Genomic DNA, 23101 nt, shown 5'->3' on the forward strand with positions numbered 1-23101 from the left:
TTATCCCAAATTTGCAAACCCGACCGCTTTTCTTTTAGGCATTATGACGATTAATCCACCAGACTAACGACAGCATAACAGGAACTTCAACCAACACACCAACGACCGTTGCTAAAGCTGCGCCGGAATGTAAACCAAACAGTGAAATCGCAACAGCCACCGCTAATTCAAAGAAATTACTGGTACCGATTAAACAAGCCGGCGCAGAAATTTCTTTCGGTAAATTTAACCATTTCGAGAGTAAATGGCTAAGAAAGAAAATACCGTAAGTCTGAACCAATAACGGAATTGCAATCATTACAATAATCAGCGGATTGGCTAAGATTGTTTCTGCTTGGAATGCAAATAATAACACTACGGTTAAGATCAACCCCATCATCGAAAACGGCTTTAATTTGTTACCAAATTGGGAAATAGAGCGGTTAGATTTCAGCAAAATTTTGCGAGTAACACTGCCTGCTATTAACTGTAATACCACATAAAGTAGCGTGCTATATAACAATGTTTCCCAAGGAATCGTAATATCACTCACCCCTAACAGAAAACCGGCTATCGGTGCAAAAGCGAAAATCATAATAATGTCATTCACCGATACTTGCACCAAAGTATAATTCGGGTCTCCTTTTACTAATTGAGACCAAACGAAAACCATTGCGGTACAAGGTGCAACACCAAGTAAAATCATACCGGCTATATATTCCTGAGCCGTTTGTACCTCAACCCATGAAGCAAACAAAACGCGGAAAAATAGCCAGTCGACTAATGCCATTGTAAACGGCTTAATTAACCAATTTACTACGATTGTCATTACCAAACCTTTCGGCTTTTTGCCTACATCTTTGATTGCCGACCAGTCGATTTGGATCATCATCGGGTAAATCATCAATCAAATTAAGACTGCTACCGGCAAATTAATATGTGCAATTTCCAATAATGCTACTTTTTCGACCGCTTGCGGAAATACTACACCTAATGCAACTCCAGCTGTAATAGCTAAGGCAACCCAAATTGTTAAAAAACGCTCAAAGATCCCCATTTTATTCCCTTATTAATGATTAAATACAATATCGACATCTTCGGATTTATCATGTACGCCAAATTTATCAACAAGCGTTTGACTCGCTTCATTTAAACCGAATACTTCAACTTCCACACCGGCTTTACGATATTTAAGTACCACTTTATCTAAAGCGGCGATTCCCGTAACATCCCAAAAATGAGCGTGGGTGAGATCGATACTCACTTGCTTAACTGCCGGATTGTCATAAGTAAAACTATTAATAAAATCATCAGACGAGGCAAAAAATACTTGCCCGATAACACCGTATGCAAGCACAGAATCATTCTCTGTCGGTAATGGTTTAATCAGCATATAACGTCCGATTTTATTGGCAAAGAACAATGCGGCAAGCAATACGCCGGCAAAAACGCCCAATGCTAAATTATGGGTATAAACCACCACTGATACCGTAACCAACATTACTGCATTAAAGCCTATCGGATGCGTTTTTAAATCTCTAATTGATTGCCAGTTAAATGTACCGATAGATACCGGCTAAAAAGGTAGAAAGTCGTGTTCTTCCGCCGGATTTTACATTGATAACCGATTGACCAATCATGGCACAACCTGCCATTTAGCCCATAAAACCACAAGCAATATTGGCAATACCTTGCCCTTTACATTCTCGATTTTTATCACTTTCTGTTTCGGTCATTTCATCAACAATGGTTGTAGCCATTAATGACTCAAGCAAACCGACTGCCGCCAAACTTAACGAATAAGGTAAAACGATTAATAACGTCTCTAAATTAAGCAGAATATTCGGTAATAAAAACACCGGCAGGCTGTCCGGTAATTCCCCCATATCCCCGATAGTACGTACATCTAGCCCCATAAAATAGCTAGCGATAGTCAGTACAACTATCGCAACGAGAGGTGACGGCAATATTTTGCCGATTTTAGGCAAATAAGGAAAAAGATAGATAATTCCCAATGCCGCCGCAACCAGTGCGTAAGTATGCCAAGTAACATTGGTTAACTCTGGTAATTGGGCAAGAAAAATTAAAATCGCTAATGCGTTTACAAAACCAACTACCACAGCTCTTGCAACAAAACGCATTAATGACCCTAATTTTAAGAACCCAGCAATAATTTGAATTACCGAGGTTAAAATTGTGGCTGCCAATAGATATTCTAAACCGTGACTTTTCACTAGTGATGCCATAACTAACGCCATTGCACCGGTAGCTGCCGAGATCATAGCCGGTCGTCCGCCGGCAAAGCTGATTACCACCGCAATACAAAATGATGCATATAAACCGACTTTCGGATCTACGCCCGTAATAATGGAAAAAGCAATCGCTTCAGGAATTAAAGCTAGTGCAACGACCAGCCTGGAAAGGGAATCAGCTCGAATATTAGAAAACCATTGTTGTTTTAAAGTTTGTTGCATAAAAAATTCTTACCTCTAAGTTGTTTCTAAATTATTAATTATTTCACCATCTTCTTTAATAAAAGGTTTATTCAATGAAACCGGTGAGATTTCCAAAAATTTTTCAGACGGACGACAAAGTCTAACACCTTTGCTTGTGATAACAATCGGACGATTTATTAAAATCGGTTCAGCAAGCATCGCAGCAATTAGTTCGTCATCTCTCAATTCCATACGGCTTAAATTTAATGTTTCATAGGGTGGTACATTCGTCCGAAGCAGATCCCGCACACAAATCCCCATTTCTGCAATTAAATTTCGTAGTGTCACCTCATCGAGAGGCGTTTCGAGGTAGTGAATAATCGTTGGCTCAATGCCTAAGTGGCGGATTAACGCTAATGTATTACGAGATGTGCCACATTTGGGATTATGATAAATCGTAACTTTTTCCATATTTTCTCCAATATTTCAATATTTATTGAAATGTTAAGGTAAAAAATTTTGTGGACATTCACCCACAAAATTTGCAATTCGGATCATCGCTTTCTTTACAACAATTCGTAGTTAAAAAAGCCACTAGCTCCATCATAAGTGCTAAATTTGCATAATAATGCACAAATCTACCCGCTTGTTGGCTATGAATTAAGCCGGCGGTAGTCAATGTTTTTAGATGAAAAGAAAGATTATTTGGTGCAATACTCAACTGTTTAGCCAATTCTCCAGCAATCATTCCTTTACTGCCTTGAGCAGCAAGCTTCTGAAAAATTTGTAGTCTGATCGGCAAATTGAGCGTACCAAATACTTGACTTGCGTGTTCGATATTCATAGTAAAAATTATAACGTTCTATGTTTATATTTCAAGGATTGTTGAAATGTTTAAATAAAAACAAGCGGTTGAATTTGTAGAAAATTTTGCAAATTCAACCGCTTATCTATTTATCAAATTACCCTTCTTCAGTAAATTTCGCCACTTTATAAGTCGGGTTCATTAAGTTTTCAACTGAAAGAATATCATCTAATTGGGCTTCGGTGAGTAAACCACGTTCTAATACCACTTCACGTACGTCTCTACCAGTTGTCGCACAGATTTTACCGACAATATCGCCATTATGGTGACCGATAAACGGATTGAGGTAAGTCACAATACCGATTGAGTTAAACACGAAGTTTTCACAGATTTCTTTATTTACCGTAATGCCGTCAATACATTTATCACGTAAATTCACACAAGCATTAGCAAGAATATCAATAGATTCAAACATGGCTTGACCGATTACCGGTTCCATTACGTTTAATTGTAACTGACCAGCTTCTGCCGCAAAGGTGATTGTTGTGTCGTTACCAATCACTTTAAAACATACTTGGTTCACGGCTTCCGGCACAACCGGATTCACTTTTGCCGGCATAATTGAAGAGCCTGCTTGTAATTCCGGTAAGTTAATTTCGTTTAAACCTGCACGTGGACCTGATGAAAGTAAACGTAAGTCATTACATACTTTTCAATAATTTTATATAAGAACATTACATCAATTGGATTATAACGGCTTTCGATGGTGTAAAGCATTTTACGCAATTTGATCTGCATTTGGTCTGTATCATCTTCAATTGAATCAAGTTCTTGAATCATATCATTGACTAATTTGAGTTCACGACCTTTAAAACCCGTTTCTAATAGCTTATCCATTTCTTCGATTACTCGGTGGGCTTGATGAATTGCATCTAAACTACGTTTTACGTAATGTAAGAATTCTTCCTGCATTTCTTCAGGAATACCAAATTGACGACCAATCATACGGCCTGCAATATCTTTGGCATAATTGGCAAGTTTATCTTGTTGCGTGACTAATTCTAAAAGATCAGTACGATCGATAGGTAAGAATAAACCACGTGGCAATTTCAACCGAATTTCGCGTTTTAAACTATCTGCCTCACGTTCGCATTGAGAAATTTCTAAGCGTTTTTCTTCCGCTTGTTCCCAATTCTTTGAGAAAGTCGTTTGAAAAAAAGGAATCAAAAGATCGCTACATTCGGTCACTTTTTCAGAGTGTTTTTGTAACGGCTTGAGAGGCGAATGGGCAAATAATCCGAGAATATTATTCATTGCCATAAGTGATTTACTCCAAATTAAGGGGTTAAAAATTCGTGCGCATATTACCTGATTTTTGTTGATAGTTAAAATTTTTCAAAAAAATTTGTAAGAAAAAAGGTTTATCTTCGACTAGCTAAATGGGTAATATTTCCTAGTGTGGTAAGATAAGTAACTCAATACACTTTTCGCTTTAAAAGCGAGAAAATTTGAAAGGTAAAAAAATGAAGGATTGTAAGATGCAAGGTATCGGCAGTGGCGTAAGTTTATTGATTTTACGCTTTTTTCTTGCGTGGGAGTTTTTTGAAGCAGGATTAGAAAAATGGAATGGACAAAATTGGTTCGCTGAAATACAAGATCGTTTTCCTTTTCCATTTAATCTTATTCCAGCTGATATTAATTGGCACGTTGCAATGGGATCAGAATTAATTTTCCCATTCTTGCTGATATTTGGAGTGCTAACACGTTTTAGTGCATTAAGTTTAACGATTTTAATCTCTGTCGCGTGGTATAGCATTCACGCCGATTCAGGTTATAACGTATGTGATAATGGTTATAAATTACCATTAATTTATGTGGTGACTTTATTAATCTTAATTACACAGGGAGCGGGGAAACTCTCTTTAGACACGCTTATTAAGAAGGTTTATCCAACTAAAAGCTGGTTGAAATTTCTCTAATTATTTATTCAAAATTCAAACTCTAGGAGATTATTCAAATGAAAAAATTAGCAACATTAACAGCATTAGCAAGTGCATTAACGATGGCAGTAGCGACAACAGTACAGGCTGAATCAAAGTCAAGCAATACTGATAATACAGCAACACCTTGTGTAGGCGATAAATGTGTCAAAACGAAAGCCGCAGAAGGTAAGTGTGGTGAAGGCAAATGCGGTGCAGATAAAGCTAAATCTGCTGAAGGTAAATGTGGCGAGGGTAAATGTGGTGCGAGCAAACCGAAAGCTGCTGAAGGCAAATGTGGAGAAGGTAAATGCGGTTCTAAATAAGAATAATAATTATGCTGGTGTAAAAATTTATGCCAGCTTTTATTAAAAAAGGAGTTAATTATGAAATTACAAGGTGCTGGATTAGGTTATCGTCGGAATTTAGCTGAGGATTTTTTACAACTTCCCCCAAACAACGCTATTCAATTTATTGAAGTCGCACCAGAAAATTGGAGTAAAATGGGTGGAATGGCTCGTTATCAATTTGATCAAGCAGCAGAAAGATTTCCATTAGCAGTACACGGTCTTTCACTTTCTTTAGGTGGGCAAGCACCACTTGATCGCAAATTACTCCGTAATACTAAAGCACTAATGAATCAATATAATTCATCTTTCTTTTCTGAACATTTAAGTTATTGTGAATGTGAAGGGCATTTATATGATTTATTACCTATGCCATTTACAGAAGAAGCTGTAAAACACGTTGCGCAACGAATACGTGATGTGCAAGATTTCTTAGGATTGCAAATTTCATTAGAAAATACTTCTTATTATTTGCATTCTCCAACTAGTACAATGAATGAAGTGGAATTTTTAAATGCTATTGCACAAGAGGCTAATTGTGGCATTCATTTAGATGTGAATAATATTTATGTTAATGGTGTTAATCACGGATTGCTTGATCCTTATGTCTTTTTAGATCAAGTGGATGTTAAACGTGTTAATTACATTCATATTGCAGGGCACGATGAAGAACATTCTGCTGCACAAGTTGTGGAGAATTCAGCAGATGAATCATTTAATAAAGTAAAAGGAGCATATCGCCATTTACCTGAATTATTAATTGATACACACGGTGAAGCTGTAAAAGGCACTGTATGGGATTTACTCGAATATGCCTATCAACGACTACCTACGATTCCCCCAACATTATTGGAACGTGATTTCAACTTCCCACCATTTGCAGAACTTTACGCCGAAGTTGAGCATATTGCACAATTACAGCAAAAATACGCTCACACAGAGGTAATGTCTTATGCAGCCTAAGTCATCATTGAAAGAAACTCAGCAAGCATTGGCAAATGCTATTCGGTTAGGTAATGCAGATCCTTTAAATGGTTATGCTGCAAGCCGTTTAGCGGTATATACACGTTTAGTTCGTAATAATGCTTTTGGTTTTATTGATCGTTGTTTTGTTGAAGCACCATTGCATATTGAGCCAGAGTATTGGAAAAATGCTAAAGAAAATTTTGTGCAAAATGGTAATGCCCATTCTCCTTATTTCCAAGATATTGCAGGAGAATTTCTCTTGTTTTGTCAAGAAAAAGAGATATTTGATACAAATATATTGGCATTGATGGATTTTGAAAATACACAATTACTCGCAGAAGTTTCTTTAGCCAAAGTGCCTGAAAAATTTGAGTGGAATAGACATAGCGTAATGCAATTATCTGGCGCAGCTTATTTAAAAAGTTATGACGTTGATTTTTTATCAAGTGACTTTAAACAATTTGATGACACGCCAATTCAAGCTATTATATGGCGTGATAGTGATTTTAGGATTCAGCAACAAATCCTTTCAGAGTTAGATTACTGGTTGTTAAGTTATCTACAAGAACAACCAAATTCATTAGAAAATGTTTTGTCTGCACTTAATACAATGGTTGAAGACAGTACTTCAATAATCCCATTATTAGAGCAAGTATGGATGAAATGGGTTACATCTGAAGTAATTTACCCCGAACAAAGATAAAATTTTTGAAAATGCTGAGTAAGATGAAAATATTCATATTTTCATCTTATTTTTTATTGACATTTCGCAATTATTGCTAATTTAGATTAGCAAATATTCACATTTTAGTTTGGCTTTGTTATTTAAAATTATCAATTTTATCCGATGAAATTTGTTGTATGTTTTTCGGATTATTTTGTATTTTTAGTCGCAATATTTTAATCACAATAAATAAAAATTCATTTATAGCTGTTTAATATGTAAAGTAAAACACCACAAAAATCTTGATTTATTTTTATTGTATATTTAACCAGTTGATTTAAATAGGGAATATTATGCTACAAGAAATTGAATTAAAATTGGCGATTTCGCCACAAATAGGTATTGAATTGCCACAATATCTCGCAAAATTTACGATTTTAGAACATCAAAATTTATTTTTGGGTAACACCTATTATGATTATCCCGATTATTTTCTTGCTAAACAAAAAATGGGATTACGTATGAAAGTTTAACCGCCGTACGTTTTAACGCACCGTGCACCATCACATAAGCACCACAGTCTGAAGTCGCTTCAATTAAGTTTTCTGATAATACGCATGGTAAACCGGTTACTTCCGCTAAATGTTTAACCGCTAATTCAGAATAACCTTCCGGTGTATTTAAACCGGTACCGATTGCGGTTGCACCTAAGTTTACTTCTAACAATAATTTAGCGGTACGTTTTAAATTACGTACTTCTTCTTCCAATAATACCGCAAACGCTTTAAATTCTTGACCAACTGTCATCGGTACAGCATCTTGCAATTGGGTACGTCCCATTTTTAGCACATCTTTAAATTCTTCCGCTTTCGCTTCGAAACCTTTTTGTAGATAACGGACTTTTTTAATTAAATGTAAGATACTATTATAGACCGCAATACGGAAACCGGTTGGATACGCATCATTGGTTGATTGGCTTGCATTTACGTGATCCACCGGGTTAACCACGTTATAGTCACCTTTTTGATGACCGAGTAATTCAAGTGCTAAATTCGCCACCACTTCATTAGTGTTCATATTCACTGATGTACCTGCTCCGCCTTGATAAACATCAGAAGGGAATTGATCCATACAGCGACCTTTCACTAAGATCTCATCACAAGCATCTACAATCGCTCTAGCCACTTTTTTCGGAATCGCACCTAATTCGCCATTGGCTAATGCGGTTGCCTTTTTAACCATGACCATACCACGTACAAATTCCGGTACATCTGAAATGGTGTTTTTTGAAATATTAAAATTCTCAACCGCTCTTAGTGTGTGAATCCCCCAATAAGCATCTGCAGGCACTTCCCTTTCACCTAATAAATCCACTTCAACACGTACGTTATTCATATACTCACCTCAAAAAATAAAAATAATAGGTATTAAATCTGGTGGAGATCATAACGATTTAGCATAAAAAGAAATGTGATCTATGTCATATTTCGAAAAAGAGCGCTAGGATATAAATTAAGGTTTCGGATTAGAAATTTTAATGGTTAAAAATCAGAAAGTAGTAACAGGCAGGCAACGCAATTACCCAAAACAGACCAGAAATAATCACCGCTGCATGAAACTGCCAATGCTTAGTTTTATGTCGAATATATTTCATTGCAAGAAAAGTCCCGATAAATCCTCCGGAAAAACAAAGGAAGAATAGATTCGACTCAGGAACACGCCATGCCTTGTTCCGCGATTTTTGCTTATCAGCATACATTAGATAAAAGCTACTTAGATTGATAATGAAAAAATAAATAAACAGAAAAATAAACATAAATAGTATCTATTAATTAATCAAGGATATCCCTTTTTACAATTAAAAATGGAAGTAACAGTAATGAAATCCCTAAGCTACAACATATAACTACGGTAAAAAAACCACTCCAATGAAAATTATCTAGGATCAATGCTAGAGGGTAACCAGCTAACCCAGCTCCTAAATAAGCGAATAAGCCAACAAACCCAGTTGCTGCTCCCGGAGAAAGTTTATGTGAACATTCTGCCGCTGCCATACCAATTAACATCTGAGGTCCGAATACAAAAAAGCCAACTGCAAAGAATAATATGCATTGCAATAAATAACTCTCTTTTGGCATTAACCATAATGCCGTAATCGAAAAGAAAACACCTACTGAAAAAATTAATGCCATCGGACTTCGATTACTTAAAAACAGTTTATCGGATCCCCAACCTGCCGCTAAAGAGCCTACAAAACCACCGATTTCAAAAAATGTTATTGCACTATTCGATGCAATTAAATCATAGTGATATTTTTCTGTTAGATAGATATTACCCCAGTCATTGATAGCGGTACGCACAACATAGACCAACGTGTAACTAAGCGCTAGAAGCCAGATATACTTATTACAAAAGACATAACGGCTTAAAATATGTTTCCATAAAAGTGTTTTTTCTTCCTCTTCATGTACCAATTCAAGATGATCGTTTCTCCATTGACCTATTGAGGGTAATCCCATTGATTCCGGCGTATTGCGTAAGCGAAGAAGCAGAAAAAAGCCGATAAAAACCCCTAAAGCACCTACCGTAAAAAAGCCGACTCGCCAGCTATAATGTAACGTTAAGAATCCCACTATAATTGGAACTAGTGCGCCGCCAAAATTATGTGCCGTATTCCAAATAGACCACCAAACACCTCTTTCTTTACGGGAATACCACATCATTAATAGCTTAGCGCACGGAGGCCATCCCCATCCTTGAAAACAAGCATTTACAATAACTAATAATGTCAGCAAAATTAATGAACTAGAGAAACCAAATAAAAGATTTGTTATCCCTGTCATAATTAAACCTATCGCCATAAAATATCGAGGATTTGCTCGGTCTGAGAAAATACCAAATAAAAATTTAGATAAGCCATAAGTTAAATAAAATAATGTTGAAATAATACCGATATCATTCTTATCTATATGTAAATCATTAATTAGTGCTGGTGTTACATAATTAAATGTTTTACGCGTCAAATAAAACCCTGCATAACCAATATACATTGCGACCATTAAATGGACTCTCCAATATTGATATTTATGATCTATATAATTTAACTTTGCCATTCCTTTCCCTATCAAATTAAAGGTAATGTAATAAAAATAGAGGTCCCTTGCTTATCATTATTTTTTATAGTGTTAGATACAATCTTAAATTTTCCATCTAAGATTTCCACTCTCTCTTTCATTCCTTTCAAACCGAACCCATCAATAATTTCATCGGGATTAAATCCTATTCCATTATCATAAATAGATAACCTTATATCCTTTTCAATAATAATTGAAATACCAATTTCTGATGCTTGAGAATATTTAAGAGCATTATTCAATCCTTCCTGACATAAACGATACAAAGTGATTTCTAAAACATGATCTAATTGATGCTTAAATTTATTTTCAAAAATCAACTTTGTTCTTACTCCTTGCTTAGATATATCAAGTTTTATAAATAAATTTTGAATCGCCTGATAAAGATCCAAATCATCCAATAATTTAGGTCGAATACGATTTAATATACCTTTTGTCGTATCATATATATTTAGAGATAAATGCTCGATCATTTCTGCACATCGTTGCGAATGCTTAGATGATTCCAGTTTCTTTAAAATACTCGATTGCATCCGAATAGCAGTAATATTTTGTCCGATTTCATCATGTAATTCCCTAGAGATATCTTTAAGAATTTCTTCTTCTGTATTTATCAGTTTTTTCGTTAGTAATTTATTTCTGTTTAATTCTATAGATAAATAGGTATTTAGCTCCCTTTGATATTGCACGGATAAACCAAGAAAAATCCCAGTAATTGTTTGCATTAGAATAAGCAATAATAAATCTGTAATTTCGACATAAGAAAAGCTATGAGTTGTCGCAATTAAAGCAATGCTATTTAATAAAGTTCCAAGCAAAGCCCCCTGCCAGCCATAATGAAATGCAAGCAAAACAATAGGAATAGCTAAACAAAAAATAGCAAACCGAGTAAACTCACTAGGCATAATGAATTGTATAAGGATATTTACTATAAACAGAATAGCGTATATTAAAATATATCCTATGCGTAGTCTTATTGGTCTTTTTATATAATTTGCAGTAAGTGGAATCCACGATTTATTAAGAACATAATCGAAAATAAGTGAACAAGCAGGTAACATCAATACGCCACCGGTTAAACTAACTAAAAGAACAGAAGAAATCCCAAAATCAGCCCAAACCATTACAATAAAATTGCATAAGCTAATAATGGTAACTAAGCAGGCTTGAATAAAAAACTTTCTCCATTGTTTTCCTGAATAAAATTTTTTAAAACAAAAGACAATTGGGATAGAACAGACACTTAAAATATATAATATTAAAATACTTATATCGGAATATGACTTAAAAATAAAATAAAGAAATACCCATTCAGAAAAATAGCCGATCCACCAATACCGAATATTGGTATGTAAAGATAACCCTACCCTAAAAGAAAAAGGCAAAAATAAAATTGCTAAAATGGGATCTTTTAATAAATAATCAGATATGACCCACAAACACAAATAGCTACAAAATATAAAAAACCAACTGAAAATGGCAATCATCTTATCATCCTTGCTGATGAAATAATTTCGCAAGTTCTACATTATTCTTCACATTTAATTTACTCATTGCATTATCCCTATGCACATAAATTGTTTTAACACTTAAAGATAATTTTTCTGCAATTTCTTTTGTATCCAATCCCAAAATTAATAACTCACAGATTTCATACTCTCGTTTCGTTAAGTTTCTCGTTAAACTTAATTTACTTGAAACTAACTTCGTCGTTAATTCAGGCATTAAATATACGCCCCCTGAACAAACTGTTCTAACCGCTTGTATTAGCTCGGATGGGTTACATCGCTTACTGAGGTAGCCTTTTGCCCCAAGTTCCAAAGCTTTACGAATGATAACAGCAGAATCATTCACACTTAGCATAATACAATGAATTGCAGATGGAAGGTCTTTCAGAAGCTCCAAACCGTTTTCATCCGGCATCGAAATATCTAAGATACAAACATCCGGTTTAATACTTGGCATTTTTAAACAAGCTTCTTGCGCACTGGAAAATTCCCCAACAACTTGAATATCTTGCTCTAGTGATAATAATTGTGAAAAGCCGGAACGTACAATAGTGTGATCATCGATCAAAACAACTCTAATCATATTTTCTCCTTATTTATATCCGATTATAAACAAAAAAGGCTATCTTATCAGATAGCCTTTATCTATTTTCACTATGATTTCACTTTATTTCGACGAATTTTACGTTCCTCTGCAATAGCAACAAAGGCAAGTAAACCGATACATATCACTGCTGAAATATCAAGGGCTGCGAATGTACCTGCCCATCCGGTTAACCCAAAGATTGGCGTACCGTCTGCAATCATACCTAAACCTAATTTAGCAAAACTATCACCAATCAAGTAAGCAAATGTCCCTTTTACACCGTCAGCCACAGCAATTGCTTTTTTCGGTACAAATCCGACCGCTGCCACGCCGATAAGAAGCTGAGGACCAAATACCAAGAAGCCTAACACAAATAATGCTAAAAGATACATATATTCGTTTGTCGCAAATTGATAAAACTCTAGCATGAATACGATCAGAACTAATGCCACAATCGCAGTTAAACCACGACGACCATTGGCAAGATCAGATAAATATCCCCATAAGAATGTTCCGACTAAAGCACCGACTTCAAATAAAACAAACCCAGATGTTGCAGATTCTTTAGTAAAGCCTAGCTCTTGATATGCATATACCGGTGACCATTGATCGATACCAATTCGAACAATGTAAAGGAAGATATTAGCAAAGCAAAGTAACCAAATTACTTTATTTTTCAAAATAAACTGAACGAAGATCTGCCATTTAGTTAAATTATGTTTTTCCGCAGCCAAATCTTCTTCGCTGGCTGGTTCATCAAACAATTCTTCCGCTTTACCTAAGCCATAAGCTTCTGGCGAGTCATTCCCATATCGTAAACCGACAAAGCCAACAATTAGTGCAATAATTGATGGGAAAACAAACATTCCTATAACATGTCCATCAAATAAAACATTTGCACCGAATAATGCAACACCGGCAGCCGCCGCACCACCTACATTATGTGATAAATTCCAAAAGCCTAAGTAAGTACCACGTTTTTTACTTGGTGTCCATTTTGTAATTGTAGAATAACTTGATGAACCGCCGGTACTTTGGAAGAAACCGCTTAATGCATAAAATGCAATCATTAAGAAGAGAGCAACACTTCCACCGCCGAGACTCATACTAAAACCAAGCATACAAATAGCGGAGAGAATCAGCATAAACGGTACAAATTGTTTTGTATTTTTGCCATCGGCGTAATAAGAAACGACTGTTTTACCAATACCATATGTAATCGAAAAACCTAGTCCAATCATACCCAGCTCGGTTTTGGTTAAACCGTACGTCTCAATCAAATCATTTTGAGCAACGTTAAAATTCTTACGAATCAAATACATTGCCATATATCCAATAAATACGACTAAATATGATTGCATAAATGGCTTAAACCACATTTTTCTGCGTTCTTCAATTGGTAAATCTAAGGTTGGTTTTCTAACCTCTTTTAAAAAATCAAGCATAGGAACCTCAATTATTACTAATATTGTCAACGAGTGCGATCCTATGCTCTATTTACATAAAAATCCTGAGAACAAATTCTAGAAAACCTAAGAATTTTTCCTATGTTTCATTTGGTAATTTAAAATTTGTGATGAAGATCACGTTTTATTCCCCAAAAAAGACCGCTTGTGTAATGCTGTTACAAGCGGTCAGATTTTTTAGTTTTTTTGCAAATTAGATGATTTCAACTTGCTCTGAGCCATCACCTAAGTTTTCAATTTTACCGATCACCCAAGCGTTTTCACCCGCTTGTTTTAATACGGCTAATGCAGTTTCAACATCTTTTTCCGGTAATGCAATTACCATACCTACACCACAGTTAAAGGTGCGATACATTTCATAACGGCTGATATTGCCTTTTTCCTGTAACCATTTGAATGCAGCCGGCCATTCCCATGATTTTTCATCGATCACTGCTTTTACGGTTGCCGGTAATACACGTGGAATATTTTCCCAGAAGCCGCCACCGGTTAAGTGCGCAATTGCATGCACATCCGCTTGTTTAATCAATTGAAGTACTGATTTCACATAGATTTTAGTTGGCGCTAATAAATGCTCACTTAACGGTTTACCTTCTAATGTATCGGTAGCCGGATTCGCACCACTGACTTCAATGACTTTACGAATTAATGAATAACCGTTTGAATGTGGACCGCTTGAGCCTAATGCGATTAATGTATCACCCGCTTTCACTGCTGAGCCGTCAATAATTTCAGATTTTTCTACAACACCGACACAGAAACCGGCTAGGTCGTAATCACCTGCGTGGTACATACCCGGCATTTCTGCGGTTTCACCACCGACTAATGCACAACTAGAGATTTCACAGCCGTCCGCAATACCTTTAATTACATCTGCAGCAACATCTACTTCTAATTTGCCGGTTGCATAATAATCTAAGAAAAATAAAGGTTCCGCACCTTGTACCACTAAGTCATTAACACACATTGCTACTAAGTCTTGACCAATAGTATCGTGTTTATTCAAATCAATCGCTAAACGTAACTTAGTCCCTACACCATCAGTACCTGATACTAAAATTGGTTCTTTATATTTAGTCGGTAATGCACATAATGCACCAAAACCGCCTAAACCGCCCATCACTTCCGGACGGCGAGTGCGTTTAACATCCGCTTTGATGCGTTCAACCAATTCATTGCCTGCGTGAATATCAACGCCTGCGTCTTTATAGCTAAGTTGTGTGTTGCTCACGATTAACCTCAACAGAAAATAAAAAATTCGCTCTATTGTATCACAAAGCAAACGTTTGCGTTAATCAATTAACATAAAACTTACACCGATAAGACAAACTTTAACCTGTTTTACTGAAATCTCTTGCACTCTTCTTTGCAATAGTCTTTTCTTAGACCTGAAATCAGATAAAATAAACACCTATCATTTAAATAAATGAACAAGTAAAAAATGATATTTTTAATATTATAAATAAGAAGAATTATTTTAAATTGTTATTGTCAGACGTACCCCCTTATTTAATTAGCAAACACCTATAAAAAAAATAATCTCATTACTGACTTTAATTTTTATCGGATTACTTTCCTCCTGCTCATCATCCACTGTTAATGCAATGAATCACTCACAAATAAAAGAAGCGGGACTAACCCTTGATATAGCTCGCCGTTTCTATCCGGTTGAAACCATAAAACAATTTATCGATACAATTCACCATGCAGGAGGTACATTCTTACACTTACATTTTTCGGACCATGAAAATTATGCGTTAGAAAGTACTTATTTAGATCAATCGGAAGCAAATGCGATAGTTAAAGACGGTACTTATTATAATCCAAAAACCAATAAACCTTTTTTAATCTATAAACAAATTCACGATATTATTTATTATGCCAAGAGTAAAAATATTGAATTGGTGCCGTAAGTTGATACACCGAATCATATGACGGCAATATTTCGACTACTTGAGGCTAAACACGGTAAGGATTATGTCAAAAAGCTAAAATCCAAAATGAATGATGAGGAAATTGATATAACTAACCCCGAATCAATTGAAGTTATCAAAACATTAATTGCCGAAGTGATTTATATTTTTGGACATGCCAGCGAACATTTTCATATTGGTGGCGATGAATTCGGCTATAGCGTAGAAACCAATCACGAATTTATTAGCTACGTAAATACGCTTAATCAGTTTATTAACGAGAAAGGCAAAATTACGCGTATTTGGAATGACGGTTTAATTAAAAATAATTTAAATCAATTAAATAAAAATGTAGAGATCACTTATTGGAGTTATGACGGTGATGCTCAAGAAAGTCAAGATATTGCAGAACGCCGAAAAATTAGTGCAAACTTGTCGGAATTACTCGAAAACGGTTTTAAAGTATTAAATTATAATTCGTATTATCTTTATTTTGTGCCGAAAGGTAATGCCAATATTACACCTGACAGTAAATATGCAACAGAAGATGTATTAAATAACTGGAAACTCGGTTTATGGGATGGGCAAAATAAAGAAAATATGGTTGAAAATACCAAGAATATTATCGGTTCTTCGCTTTCTATTTGGGGAGAACGTTCAGGATCATTAAGTAGTGAAATGATTGAGGAATCCACTCAAGATCTTTTAAAAGCAGTGATGCAAAAAACCAATGACCCAAAATCGCATTAGAAAACGATTGAAAATTCTGCTATTATAGCCATTCAGCAAGCGGTCTCTTTTTGCAAAAAAATTGCAAATTCAGACCGCTTATTCTTTCTCGTGGTTCGAAAACCTCCCACGCCAAAGACTCTCTTTGAAACCAAAACTAAGGATACAAAATGAATTCAATTCCAAAAGCCGTCGTGATTTTTTCCGGCGGTCAAGACTCAACCACCTGCCTTTTCCAAGCCATTCAAGAATTTGGTGTGGAAAATGTTGAAGTGGTTACCTTTCAATATGGACAACGCCACGCAATTGAGCTGGAAAAAGCAGCTTGGATAGCCAAAGATCTCGGCGTTAAACAAACGCTGATTGATACTTCCGTGATCAAAGCCATCACATCTAATGCAATGATGGAAGTACGTGAAATTAAGCAAGAAGGCAATACGCCGAATACCTTTGTTGACGGTCGTAATGCGCTGTTTTTACTTTACACCGCTATTTACGCCAAAGGACAAGACATCCAAACTATCTTTACCGGTGTATGCGAAACCGACTTTAGCGGTTATCCTGACTGCCGAGATGTGTTCGTGAAATCAATGAATGTGACCTTAAATCTGGCAATGGATTATAACTTCAACATTCGTACGCCACTGATGTACCTTACTAAAAAACAAACTTGGGCATTAGCCGATAAACTCGGTGCATTCGACTATATCAGACAGCATACCCATACTTGCTATTTAGGTGTAGAAGGCGGTTGTCACACTTGCCCGAGTTGCATATTGCGTGAAAAAGGGCTTAATGAGTACTTATCAGAAAAAACAAGCGGTCAAAAAAATGTTTAAAATTGCAAAAGAATTTAGTTTCGATATGGCACATATGCTTGATGGGCACGACGGCAAATGCCAAAACTTACACGGACATACTTATAAACTTCAGGTGGAAGTTAGCGGCGACTTAGTTGCTGAAGGAGCGAAACGAGGCATGGTGATGGATTATTCCGATTTAAAATCGGTAGTGAAACGTGAAATCTTAGACCCGATGGATCACGCCTATATCTATGATTTAAATAGCAACAGAGAAAGCCAAGTTGCCAAACTGTTAATCGATTTAAACTCTAAAGTTTACGGTATTCCAAGCCGCACGACAGCGGAAGAAATGGCGAAATATATGTTTGAAAAACTAGAAAAAGTCGGTTTACCGGTCAGTTTAATTCGCCTTTGGGAAACACCAACCTCATATTGTGAATATTCTCGTTAAACACTCCTATCTAATAAATATAGAGTATAAATCTTAACCTAGATATTCCCCCCTCTTTAGTAAAGAGGGGTTAGGAGAGATTTGTAAAAATTATGACAAATACTATTTTTACGACAACGACTTTCCCGATTGTCGAAATCTTTGAAAGCCTGCAAGGTGAAGGCTTTAATACAGGCTTACCTTGCATTTTCGTGCGTTTAGGCAAATGTAATCTTGCTTGCCCGTGGTGCGATACTAACTATAACGAATACGAAAAATGGAACGTGGCAAAAATTCTTGAACGAGTAAAATCTTATTCCGCCAAGAATATTATCATTACCGGCGGCGAGCCCACGATGTATGCCAATTTAAGCGTATTGCTCGATGTGTTTAAAGTAGAAGGTTATTGGCTAGCAATTGAAACGAACGGCTTAAAAGCCGTGCCGAAACAGATTGATTATATCGCCACTAGCCCGAAACTGATGTATCAAGAGAAATATTTGAGAGAATGTATTCCATTCGCCAACGAAGTTCGTATCGTGATGGATAAAGGCGATGTACAAGGTTTTTGTGAACAAATCGAAACACAAATTACCGCCGAACATTACTACCTTTCTCCTTGCGAAGTGGACGGCAAAATGAATTTATTGGAAACCATTACCCAACTTGGTATTTTGAATCAACGAGCCAATAAACCCAAATGGCAATTGAGTTTACAAACTCACAAATTGGTTGGTATTGAATAGTACCAATATGATAAAGGCATCGAAGATTTCTCTCCGATGCCTTTTGCTTTAATCAGTATAAGAAATAATAAACTTATTCTGCTGATTTTTTATTGAATAATGTGATAGCAATAAAGCCGAATGCTAAGAAGCTTGAAGCAATAAGTGCATCGAAACCACCGTCCCTGCCATATAAGTCCACCAATTTACCCATTACCCAACCGGCACTTGCCGACCCTAATAAGTAACCGAATAAACCAGTTAAACCTATTGCCGTGCCTGTTGCAACACGAGGCACTAAATCTGCCGCTTGTAAGCCGATCATCATTACCGGACCATAGATAAGGAAGCCAATCGCCACTAAGCAGATATTATCAATTAAAGGATTCCCCGCCGGATTTTTCCAATAAACAACAATTGCAATTAATACACCGGCTAAGAACATTAACATTGGCGGCGCACGGTGACCTTTGAAAACTTTGTCACTTAAATAACCGCTTGCCAACATTCCGAAGATACCCGCATATTCATATAAGAAATACGCCCAGCTTTGTTTATCGACCGAGAAATTTTTCACCTCTTTTAAGTAAGTCGGCACCCAGTCAATAATGCCGTAACGAATAAAGTAAACAAATACGTTCGCAATCGCAATTGCCCATAAGAATTTATTATTGATGATATATTTACGGAAAATATCCATTGCCGACAAGGTATCTGCCGATTCAACTTTCTCTAATACTTTTTCACCGCGCCATTCATCTACCGGCGGTAAACCTTGTGATTCCGGCGTATCACGCATTAACCAGAACATAACCAACGCTAATAAAATCGCAATGAGTGCCGGTAAATAGAATAGTGACTGACAAGTACCGAAAATCGCTAAACCAAGAATCGCTAACGGACCGATTAAACCACCGCCTAAGTTATGTGAAACGTTCCACCAACTACCACGTTCAGATTTAGAGAACCAGTTAGTCATCGTTTTAGCCCCAGGTGGATATCCCATGCCTTGGAACCAACCGTTTAACGCAGCCAATACAATCATCACTGGAATAGAGGCTAAAACGCCCGGAACTAAACCGAAAATTAAACTGACAATTGCCGAACCTAATAAACCGATAGTAATAAAATATTTTGGATTTGAACGATCCGACACATTACCCATTACAAATTTACTAATACCGTAAGCTAAAGATAATGCCACGCCGACTGTACCTAAATCCGCTTTAGAAAAGCCATACTCTTGAATTAGATATGGCATCGCAAGCGAGAAATTTTTACAAATGAGGTAGTAAGCCACATAATCAATAAAAACACCGGCAAAGACTTGCCAACGTAATTTTTTATACTCTGCATCAATCTCCCCGGATTTTCTCGGGGGCGGCGGAGATGCCTTTAAAAACGAAAACATACAAAACTCCTTATTTATAACATTGCAAAAAACAACATAAAAACACAAAAAAGAAAATAAAAAAACATTAAAAATGTTCGATAATGAACATCATGTGTAAATAAGGTGGTCTACAAACTTAAACTAGATCAAACTTTTCATATAAAAATACACCAAATTCTATCTTTTGAATAAAAAGCCCTCAGATATTGCTACCTGAGGGCTTGTAAATTTTTATGAAAAATCAACTGCTTATTGATTATGTGCCTTATTAATCAAGAATTGGCTTAGCAGTGAAACCGGTCTACCTGTCGCACCTTTTGCCACGCCAGATTTCCAAGCGGTACCGGCGATATCCAAATGCGCCCAAGTATATTTTTTGGTAAAGTTCGATAAGAACTGACCGGCTGTAATTGCACCGCCTAAACGTCCGCCAATATTAGCAAGATCGGCAAAATTCGATTTAAGCTGCTCTTGATATTCTTCACCTAACGGTAGACGCCACGCTTTATCATCCGCTTGATCCGCCGCATTTAATAGATCGTTCGCCAATACATTACTGGTCGACATCAATCCGCTGTTGTGCGCACCAAGCGAAATCATACAAGCACCTGTTAAGGTTGCAACATCAATCACTAATTCCGGCTCAAAACGTTCTACATAAGTTAGCGTATCGCATAACACTAAGCGACCTTCCGCATCGGTATTTAATACCTCAACGGTTAAACCGTTCATTGTTGTCAGGATATCGCCCGGTCGATACGCATTGCCGTCCGGCATATTTTCACAACCGGCTAACACACCGATGACATTCAGCGGTAATTTCATTTCGGCTAATGCTTTCATCGTACCGTAAACCGAAGCGGCACCGCCCATATCATATTTCATCTCGTCCATTGAATCGGACGGTTTAATTGAAATACCGCCAGAGTCAAACGTCAGCCCTTTACCGACTAAAACGATAGGTTTTGCATCCGGATTCGGGTGATTACGATATTCGATTACGGATAAATAAGCAGGATTTTGCGAGCCACGAGAAACGGCTAAATAAGCATTCATTGATAATGAATCCATTTCAGCTTCATCAAGGATGCTGGTTTGAATACACTCATAATCTGCTGCCAAGCCTTTCGCTAATTCTGCTAAATAAGCCGGATTACACACATTTGGCGGGCAATTTGCTACATTTTTAGCACAAGCTACACCGGTTGAAACCGCTTTACCGTGTTCTAGCGCTCTTTCCGCATCAGATAAATCTTTACGATTAGCCACATTGAAAATCACACGACGTAATTCGCGACGTACTTCCGGTTTAATGCTTTTGAAATCGTTATAGGCATATAAACTTTCTTGAATTGTCTCAACCGCAAAACGTACATTCCAATAGGTTGAACGACCTTTTACATGTAATTCGGTTAAGAAACACACAGCTTCCATCGAGCCGGTTTCATTAATCGTTTGTACCATTTTTTGAATAATTTGCTTATATTGGCGCTCATTTAACTCTCGTTCTTTTCCGCACCCAACAAGCAATACACGATCTGCAGGTACATTTGGTACGTTATGCAACAAAAGCGTTTGGCCTGCTTTACCTTCTAAGTCACCGCGTCTTAGTAAGGCACTAATATAACCTTCGCTTAATTTATCTAATTGATCTGCCGCCGCAGAAAGGCGACGAGGCTCATATACGCCAACCACTAAACACGCAGTACGTTGTTTTTCTACGCTACCGTTTTTTACGCTAAATTCCATTACTACCTCTTTATCTCAAATCGGTTAAGGTCAAAAGTAACAACCAGTTACTCGTATCGCAATTAACCTACCTATTTATCGGCCAAATTACAAGTAGAAAATGGTAGAAATGCGAACTTCATCGAAAAATAACGCTATTTTTAAGAAAATAATATTTTTTACACTAAATATCATAAAAGATTCATAGAGTTAGTTATTTTTAAATTTATACAAAGTCTGCCAAATAAAACTTACCGTTTCATACCTCTAAGACGCTTGCCTTTTCAATGTGTTGTTTTATACTAAACAATCTATTATTTATGATGAATTTATCGGCAAAAAAATTGTCATAACAAACCTATAAAATCATAAATGGAACTTACAATGAAAAAATTAATGAATAAAACTTTTCTTACCAGCCTCGTATGCTTATTCGTCAACGCTTCAGCATTTGCGAATGACGATGTACAATTTAACCGCTATGAGCAAGCCAAACTTCGTATCGCTTATGAAGGACAAGCAGGTGAACTATTACAGCAATTAGCTCAAAGTTTAAAAGTCGGCTTTATTACTTACGAGCTAGACACATCTCGTCCGGTATCTATTCCAAACAATGGCGAAGTGACGATTAAATCACTAACCCAGCAATTGGAATCACAATTACCGAATACGGATATTCGTTTTGAAAAAATTGGTTCTCGTTTATTTTTAGTCGCATCGAATAAAGGTGGTGAACCGCTAATTGCTAAAAAACAAAGCATTGAACAATTTATTAGCGAAGCGATTTTCTCTTCTGATGAAGAATCAGCACCAGTTACTGTAACTACTGCGGCTACAGCACAAACTAATAATACTTCGGCACAAACCAGTGAAAGTGCGCAGAAATTGCAAAGTATTATTGATATAGTGACGAATAAAGAGGCGATTGCAAAATCAAAAAATAAAACGCCTCAATATCAAGTTGCCGGTAAAGAAAAGTTAGGTTTACAAAATATCCGCGTTACACCTTTAGGGACTTTCTTAGTGTTTGCCGATAACGTTAATGTAAAAGCTTTGCGTGTCACCGGCAGATTTGAAGATATTGCACAACATGATAATTTAATTGCTATCGTGCATAAAGAGCGAGCGTCACCGGCAGAAATCGAAGTGACTGATAAGAATGGTAAAAAATTACTCTTAAAAAAATCAATAGTAAAATCTAAATGACCTAAAGCCCCGGACTGATCTGCCCCCCAAAAGTTGGACTAACCTCTAATGATTAAGGTGCAGATTTTTTATGACTAAATATAACTCGCTATTCAAACAACAAGTCATCGAGTTTTATCTTCAACATGACAAAAACCGTTTATTCACTCAACGACATTTTCAATTATCCAAGAAAACCTTAACTCGATGGATTACTCAATTTAATCATAATGGAATCAATGGGCTAGCGGTGATGGGTAAGAAGCAAAAATATTCCCCCGAATTCAAATTAACCGTCATACAAGCGGTCAAAAAGGGGCAATTTT

General features: G+C 36.5%; 21 protein-coding genes and 6 pseudogenes. 11 read left to right on the forward strand and 16 right to left on the reverse strand.

Annotated elements, in window-relative coordinates:
* Positions 1-34: 34 nt before the first annotated feature.
* From arsB to HMPREF0027_RS07685, 7 genes and pseudogenes are all read right to left on the reverse strand, one after another.
* Positions 35-1036, reverse strand: a pseudogene (gene arsB / locus HMPREF0027_RS07660) (ACR3 family arsenite efflux transporter).
* A 12-nt stretch (positions 1037-1048) separates the two neighbouring features.
* Entirely contained in the window at positions 1049-1480 is a 432-nt protein-coding gene (locus HMPREF0027_RS13205) for an STAS domain-containing protein (RefSeq protein ID WP_005623829.1), read from the reverse strand.
* 154 nt (positions 1481-1634) lie between these two features.
* Positions 1635-2453, reverse strand: a complete 819-nt coding sequence (locus HMPREF0027_RS13210) for a SulP family inorganic anion transporter (protein ID WP_005623831.1) — start codon at positions 2451-2453, stop codon at positions 1635-1637.
* Between the two features lie 15 nt (positions 2454-2468).
* The gene (arsC, locus tag HMPREF0027_RS07670; protein ID WP_005623832.1) at positions 2469-2885 is read right to left on the reverse strand and encodes an arsenate reductase (glutaredoxin); all 417 of its coding nucleotides are present in this window, start codon (positions 2883-2885) and stop codon (positions 2469-2471) included.
* A 58-nt stretch (positions 2886-2943) separates the two neighbouring features.
* On the reverse strand, positions 2944-3258 hold the full coding sequence (locus tag HMPREF0027_RS07675; protein ID WP_005623834.1) for an ArsR/SmtB family transcription factor: 315 nt from the start codon (positions 3256-3258) through the stop codon (positions 2944-2946).
* 118 nt (positions 3259-3376) lie between these two features.
* A pseudogene (locus HMPREF0027_RS07680) lies at positions 3377-3931 on the reverse strand (lyase family protein); the annotation flags it as partial.
* Positions 3931-4539: pseudogene (locus HMPREF0027_RS07685) on the reverse strand (TIGR00153 family protein); the annotation flags it as partial. The pseudogenes HMPREF0027_RS07685 and HMPREF0027_RS07680, both read right to left, overlap by 1 nt.
* 218 nt (positions 4540-4757) lie before the next feature.
* On the opposite strand from HMPREF0027_RS07685, the gene HMPREF0027_RS07690 reads away from it, so the two are divergent.
* The 5 genes and pseudogenes from HMPREF0027_RS07690 to HMPREF0027_RS07710 form a co-directional block, all read left to right on the forward strand.
* Complete coding sequence (locus HMPREF0027_RS07690; RefSeq protein ID WP_005686601.1) at positions 4758-5198, forward strand: HvfX family Cu-binding RiPP maturation protein; 441 nt, start codon at positions 4758-4760, stop codon at positions 5196-5198.
* A gap of 38 nt (positions 5199-5236) precedes the next feature.
* Positions 5237-5524: an oxazolone/thioamide-modified RiPP metallophore HvfA gene (gene hvfA, locus HMPREF0027_RS07695; RefSeq protein WP_005623841.1), complete on the forward strand. Its 288-nt coding sequence runs from the start codon at positions 5237-5239 to the stop codon at positions 5522-5524.
* Positions 5525-5584: 60 nt separating this feature from the next.
* Positions 5585-6508, forward strand: a complete 924-nt coding sequence (locus HMPREF0027_RS07700) for an HvfB family MNIO-type RiPP peptide maturase (RefSeq protein WP_005623843.1) — start codon at positions 5585-5587, stop codon at positions 6506-6508.
* Positions 6498-7214, forward strand: coding sequence for an HvfC family RiPP maturation protein (locus tag HMPREF0027_RS07705; RefSeq protein ID WP_005623845.1), 717 nt, complete (start codon positions 6498-6500; stop codon positions 7212-7214). The genes HMPREF0027_RS07700 and HMPREF0027_RS07705 overlap by 11 nt, the downstream gene beginning before the upstream one ends.
* Before the next feature lie 314 nt (positions 7215-7528).
* A pseudogene (locus HMPREF0027_RS07710) lies at positions 7529-7702 on the forward strand (CYTH domain-containing protein); the annotation flags it as partial.
* Here the strand turns inward: HMPREF0027_RS07710 and HMPREF0027_RS07715 are convergent.
* The 7 genes and pseudogenes from HMPREF0027_RS07715 to purM form a co-directional block, all read right to left on the reverse strand.
* Positions 7692-8570, reverse strand: a pseudogene (locus tag HMPREF0027_RS07715) (lyase family protein); the annotation flags it as partial. The pseudogenes HMPREF0027_RS07710 and HMPREF0027_RS07715 overlap by 11 nt on opposite strands.
* 139 nt (positions 8571-8709) lie before the next feature.
* Positions 8710-8991, reverse strand: coding sequence for a DUF1294 domain-containing protein (locus HMPREF0027_RS07720; protein WP_005623851.1), 282 nt, complete (start codon positions 8989-8991; stop codon positions 8710-8712).
* Positions 8992-9007: 16 nt separating this feature from the next.
* The gene (uhpC, locus tag HMPREF0027_RS07725) at positions 9008-10288 is read right to left on the reverse strand and encodes an MFS transporter family glucose-6-phosphate receptor UhpC (protein WP_044024378.1); all 1281 of its coding nucleotides are present in this window, start codon (positions 10286-10288) and stop codon (positions 9008-9010) included.
* 11 nt (positions 10289-10299) lie between these two features.
* A complete protein-coding gene (gene uhpB / locus HMPREF0027_RS07730) occupies positions 10300-11796 on the reverse strand; it encodes a signal transduction histidine-protein kinase/phosphatase UhpB (protein WP_005623855.1) in 1497 nt (498 codons plus the stop codon).
* 4 nt (positions 11797-11800) lie between these two features.
* A complete protein-coding gene (locus HMPREF0027_RS07735; protein WP_005623857.1) occupies positions 11801-12400 on the reverse strand; it encodes a response regulator in 600 nt (199 codons plus the stop codon).
* A gap of 71 nt (positions 12401-12471) precedes the next feature.
* Positions 12472-13848, reverse strand: a complete 1377-nt coding sequence (uhpT, locus tag HMPREF0027_RS07740; RefSeq protein ID WP_005623858.1) for a hexose-6-phosphate:phosphate antiporter — start codon at positions 13846-13848, stop codon at positions 12472-12474.
* 214 nt (positions 13849-14062) lie between these two features.
* On the reverse strand, positions 14063-15100 hold the full coding sequence (purM, locus tag HMPREF0027_RS07745; protein WP_005623860.1) for a phosphoribosylformylglycinamidine cyclo-ligase: 1038 nt from the start codon (positions 15098-15100) through the stop codon (positions 14063-14065).
* A 295-nt stretch (positions 15101-15395) separates the two neighbouring features.
* On the opposite strand from purM, the pseudogene HMPREF0027_RS07750 reads away from it, so the two are divergent.
* From HMPREF0027_RS07750 to HMPREF0027_RS07765, 4 genes and pseudogenes are all read left to right on the forward strand, one after another.
* Positions 15396-16532 (forward strand): annotated as a pseudogene (locus HMPREF0027_RS07750) (family 20 glycosylhydrolase).
* A gap of 149 nt (positions 16533-16681) precedes the next feature.
* On the forward strand, positions 16682-17350 hold the full coding sequence (queC, locus tag HMPREF0027_RS07755; protein WP_005623866.1) for a 7-cyano-7-deazaguanine synthase QueC: 669 nt from the start codon (positions 16682-16684) through the stop codon (positions 17348-17350).
* Positions 17343-17765, forward strand: a complete 423-nt coding sequence (gene queD / locus HMPREF0027_RS07760; RefSeq protein ID WP_044024466.1) for a 6-carboxytetrahydropterin synthase QueD — start codon at positions 17343-17345, stop codon at positions 17763-17765. Before queC ends, queD begins: the two co-directional genes overlap by 8 nt.
* A gap of 92 nt (positions 17766-17857) precedes the next feature.
* Entirely contained in the window at positions 17858-18490 is a 633-nt protein-coding gene (locus tag HMPREF0027_RS07765) for a 7-carboxy-7-deazaguanine synthase QueE (RefSeq protein ID WP_005623870.1), read from the forward strand.
* A gap of 73 nt (positions 18491-18563) precedes the next feature.
* On the opposite strand, the gene pgtP is transcribed toward HMPREF0027_RS07765, so the two are convergent.
* Both pgtP and pepA read right to left on the reverse strand, forming a co-directional pair.
* A complete protein-coding gene (pgtP, locus tag HMPREF0027_RS07770; RefSeq protein ID WP_005623873.1) occupies positions 18564-19880 on the reverse strand; it encodes a phosphoglycerate transporter protein PgtP in 1317 nt (438 codons plus the stop codon).
* 231 nt (positions 19881-20111) lie between these two features.
* Entirely contained in the window at positions 20112-21611 is a 1500-nt protein-coding gene (gene pepA, locus HMPREF0027_RS07775; protein ID WP_005623875.1) for a leucyl aminopeptidase, read from the reverse strand.
* A 363-nt stretch (positions 21612-21974) separates the two neighbouring features.
* On the opposite strand from pepA, the gene HMPREF0027_RS07780 reads away from it, so the two are divergent.
* On the forward strand, positions 21975-22796 hold the full coding sequence (locus HMPREF0027_RS07780; RefSeq protein ID WP_044024379.1) for a hypothetical protein: 822 nt from the start codon (positions 21975-21977) through the stop codon (positions 22794-22796).
* A gap of 70 nt (positions 22797-22866) precedes the next feature.
* Positions 22867-23101, forward strand: a 235-nt coding sequence (locus HMPREF0027_RS07785; RefSeq protein WP_005623879.1) for a helix-turn-helix domain-containing protein, incomplete at its 3' end; no start/stop codon positions are given.

Source organism: Actinobacillus ureae ATCC 25976, assembly GCF_000188255.1.
Classification (GTDB): Bacteria; Pseudomonadota; Gammaproteobacteria; order Enterobacterales; family Pasteurellaceae; genus Actinobacillus; species Actinobacillus ureae.

Excerpts from the sequence above, each read along its gene's own strand:
- HMPREF0027_RS13205 (WP_005623829.1), bottom strand. The coding sequence starts at position 1,480 with ATGTTGGTTACGGTATCAGTGGTGGTTTATACCCATAATTTAGCATTG.
- HMPREF0027_RS13210 (WP_005623831.1), bottom strand. The coding sequence starts at position 2,453 with ATGCAACAAACTTTAAAACAACAATGGTTTTCTAATATTCGAGCTGAT.
- arsC (WP_005623832.1), bottom strand. The coding sequence starts at position 2,885 with ATGGAAAAAGTTACGATTTATCATAATCCCAAATGTGGCACATCTCGT.
- HMPREF0027_RS07675 (WP_005623834.1), bottom strand. The coding sequence starts at position 3,258 with ATGAATATCGAACACGCAAGTCAAGTATTTGGTACGCTCAATTTGCCG.
- HMPREF0027_RS07690 (WP_005686601.1), top strand. The coding sequence starts at position 4,758 with ATGCAAGGTATCGGCAGTGGCGTAAGTTTATTGATTTTACGCTTTTTT.
- hvfA (WP_005623841.1), top strand. The coding sequence starts at position 5,237 with ATGAAAAAATTAGCAACATTAACAGCATTAGCAAGTGCATTAACGATG.
- HMPREF0027_RS07700 (WP_005623843.1), top strand. The coding sequence starts at position 5,585 with ATGAAATTACAAGGTGCTGGATTAGGTTATCGTCGGAATTTAGCTGAG.
- HMPREF0027_RS07705 (WP_005623845.1), top strand. The coding sequence starts at position 6,498 with ATGCAGCCTAAGTCATCATTGAAAGAAACTCAGCAAGCATTGGCAAAT.
- HMPREF0027_RS07720 (WP_005623851.1), bottom strand. The coding sequence starts at position 8,991 with ATGTTTATTTTTCTGTTTATTTATTTTTTCATTATCAATCTAAGTAGC.
- uhpC (WP_044024378.1), bottom strand. The coding sequence starts at position 10,288 with ATGGCAAAGTTAAATTATATAGATCATAAATATCAATATTGGAGAGTC.
- uhpB (WP_005623855.1), bottom strand. The coding sequence starts at position 11,796 with ATGATTGCCATTTTCAGTTGGTTTTTTATATTTTGTAGCTATTTGTGT.
- HMPREF0027_RS07735 (WP_005623857.1), bottom strand. The coding sequence starts at position 12,400 with ATGATTAGAGTTGTTTTGATCGATGATCACACTATTGTACGTTCCGGC.
- uhpT (WP_005623858.1), bottom strand. The coding sequence starts at position 13,848 with ATGCTTGATTTTTTAAAAGAGGTTAGAAAACCAACCTTAGATTTACCA.
- queC (WP_005623866.1), top strand. The coding sequence starts at position 16,682 with ATGAATTCAATTCCAAAAGCCGTCGTGATTTTTTCCGGCGGTCAAGAC.
- queD (WP_044024466.1), top strand. The coding sequence starts at position 17,343 with ATGTTTAAAATTGCAAAAGAATTTAGTTTCGATATGGCACATATGCTT.
- HMPREF0027_RS07765 (WP_005623870.1), top strand. The coding sequence starts at position 17,858 with ATGACAAATACTATTTTTACGACAACGACTTTCCCGATTGTCGAAATC.
- pgtP (WP_005623873.1), bottom strand. The coding sequence starts at position 19,880 with ATGTTTTCGTTTTTAAAGGCATCTCCGCCGCCCCCGAGAAAATCCGGG.
- pepA (WP_005623875.1), bottom strand. The coding sequence starts at position 21,611 with ATGGAATTTAGCGTAAAAAACGGTAGCGTAGAAAAACAACGTACTGCG.
- HMPREF0027_RS07780 (WP_044024379.1), top strand. The coding sequence starts at position 21,975 with ATGAAAAAATTAATGAATAAAACTTTTCTTACCAGCCTCGTATGCTTA.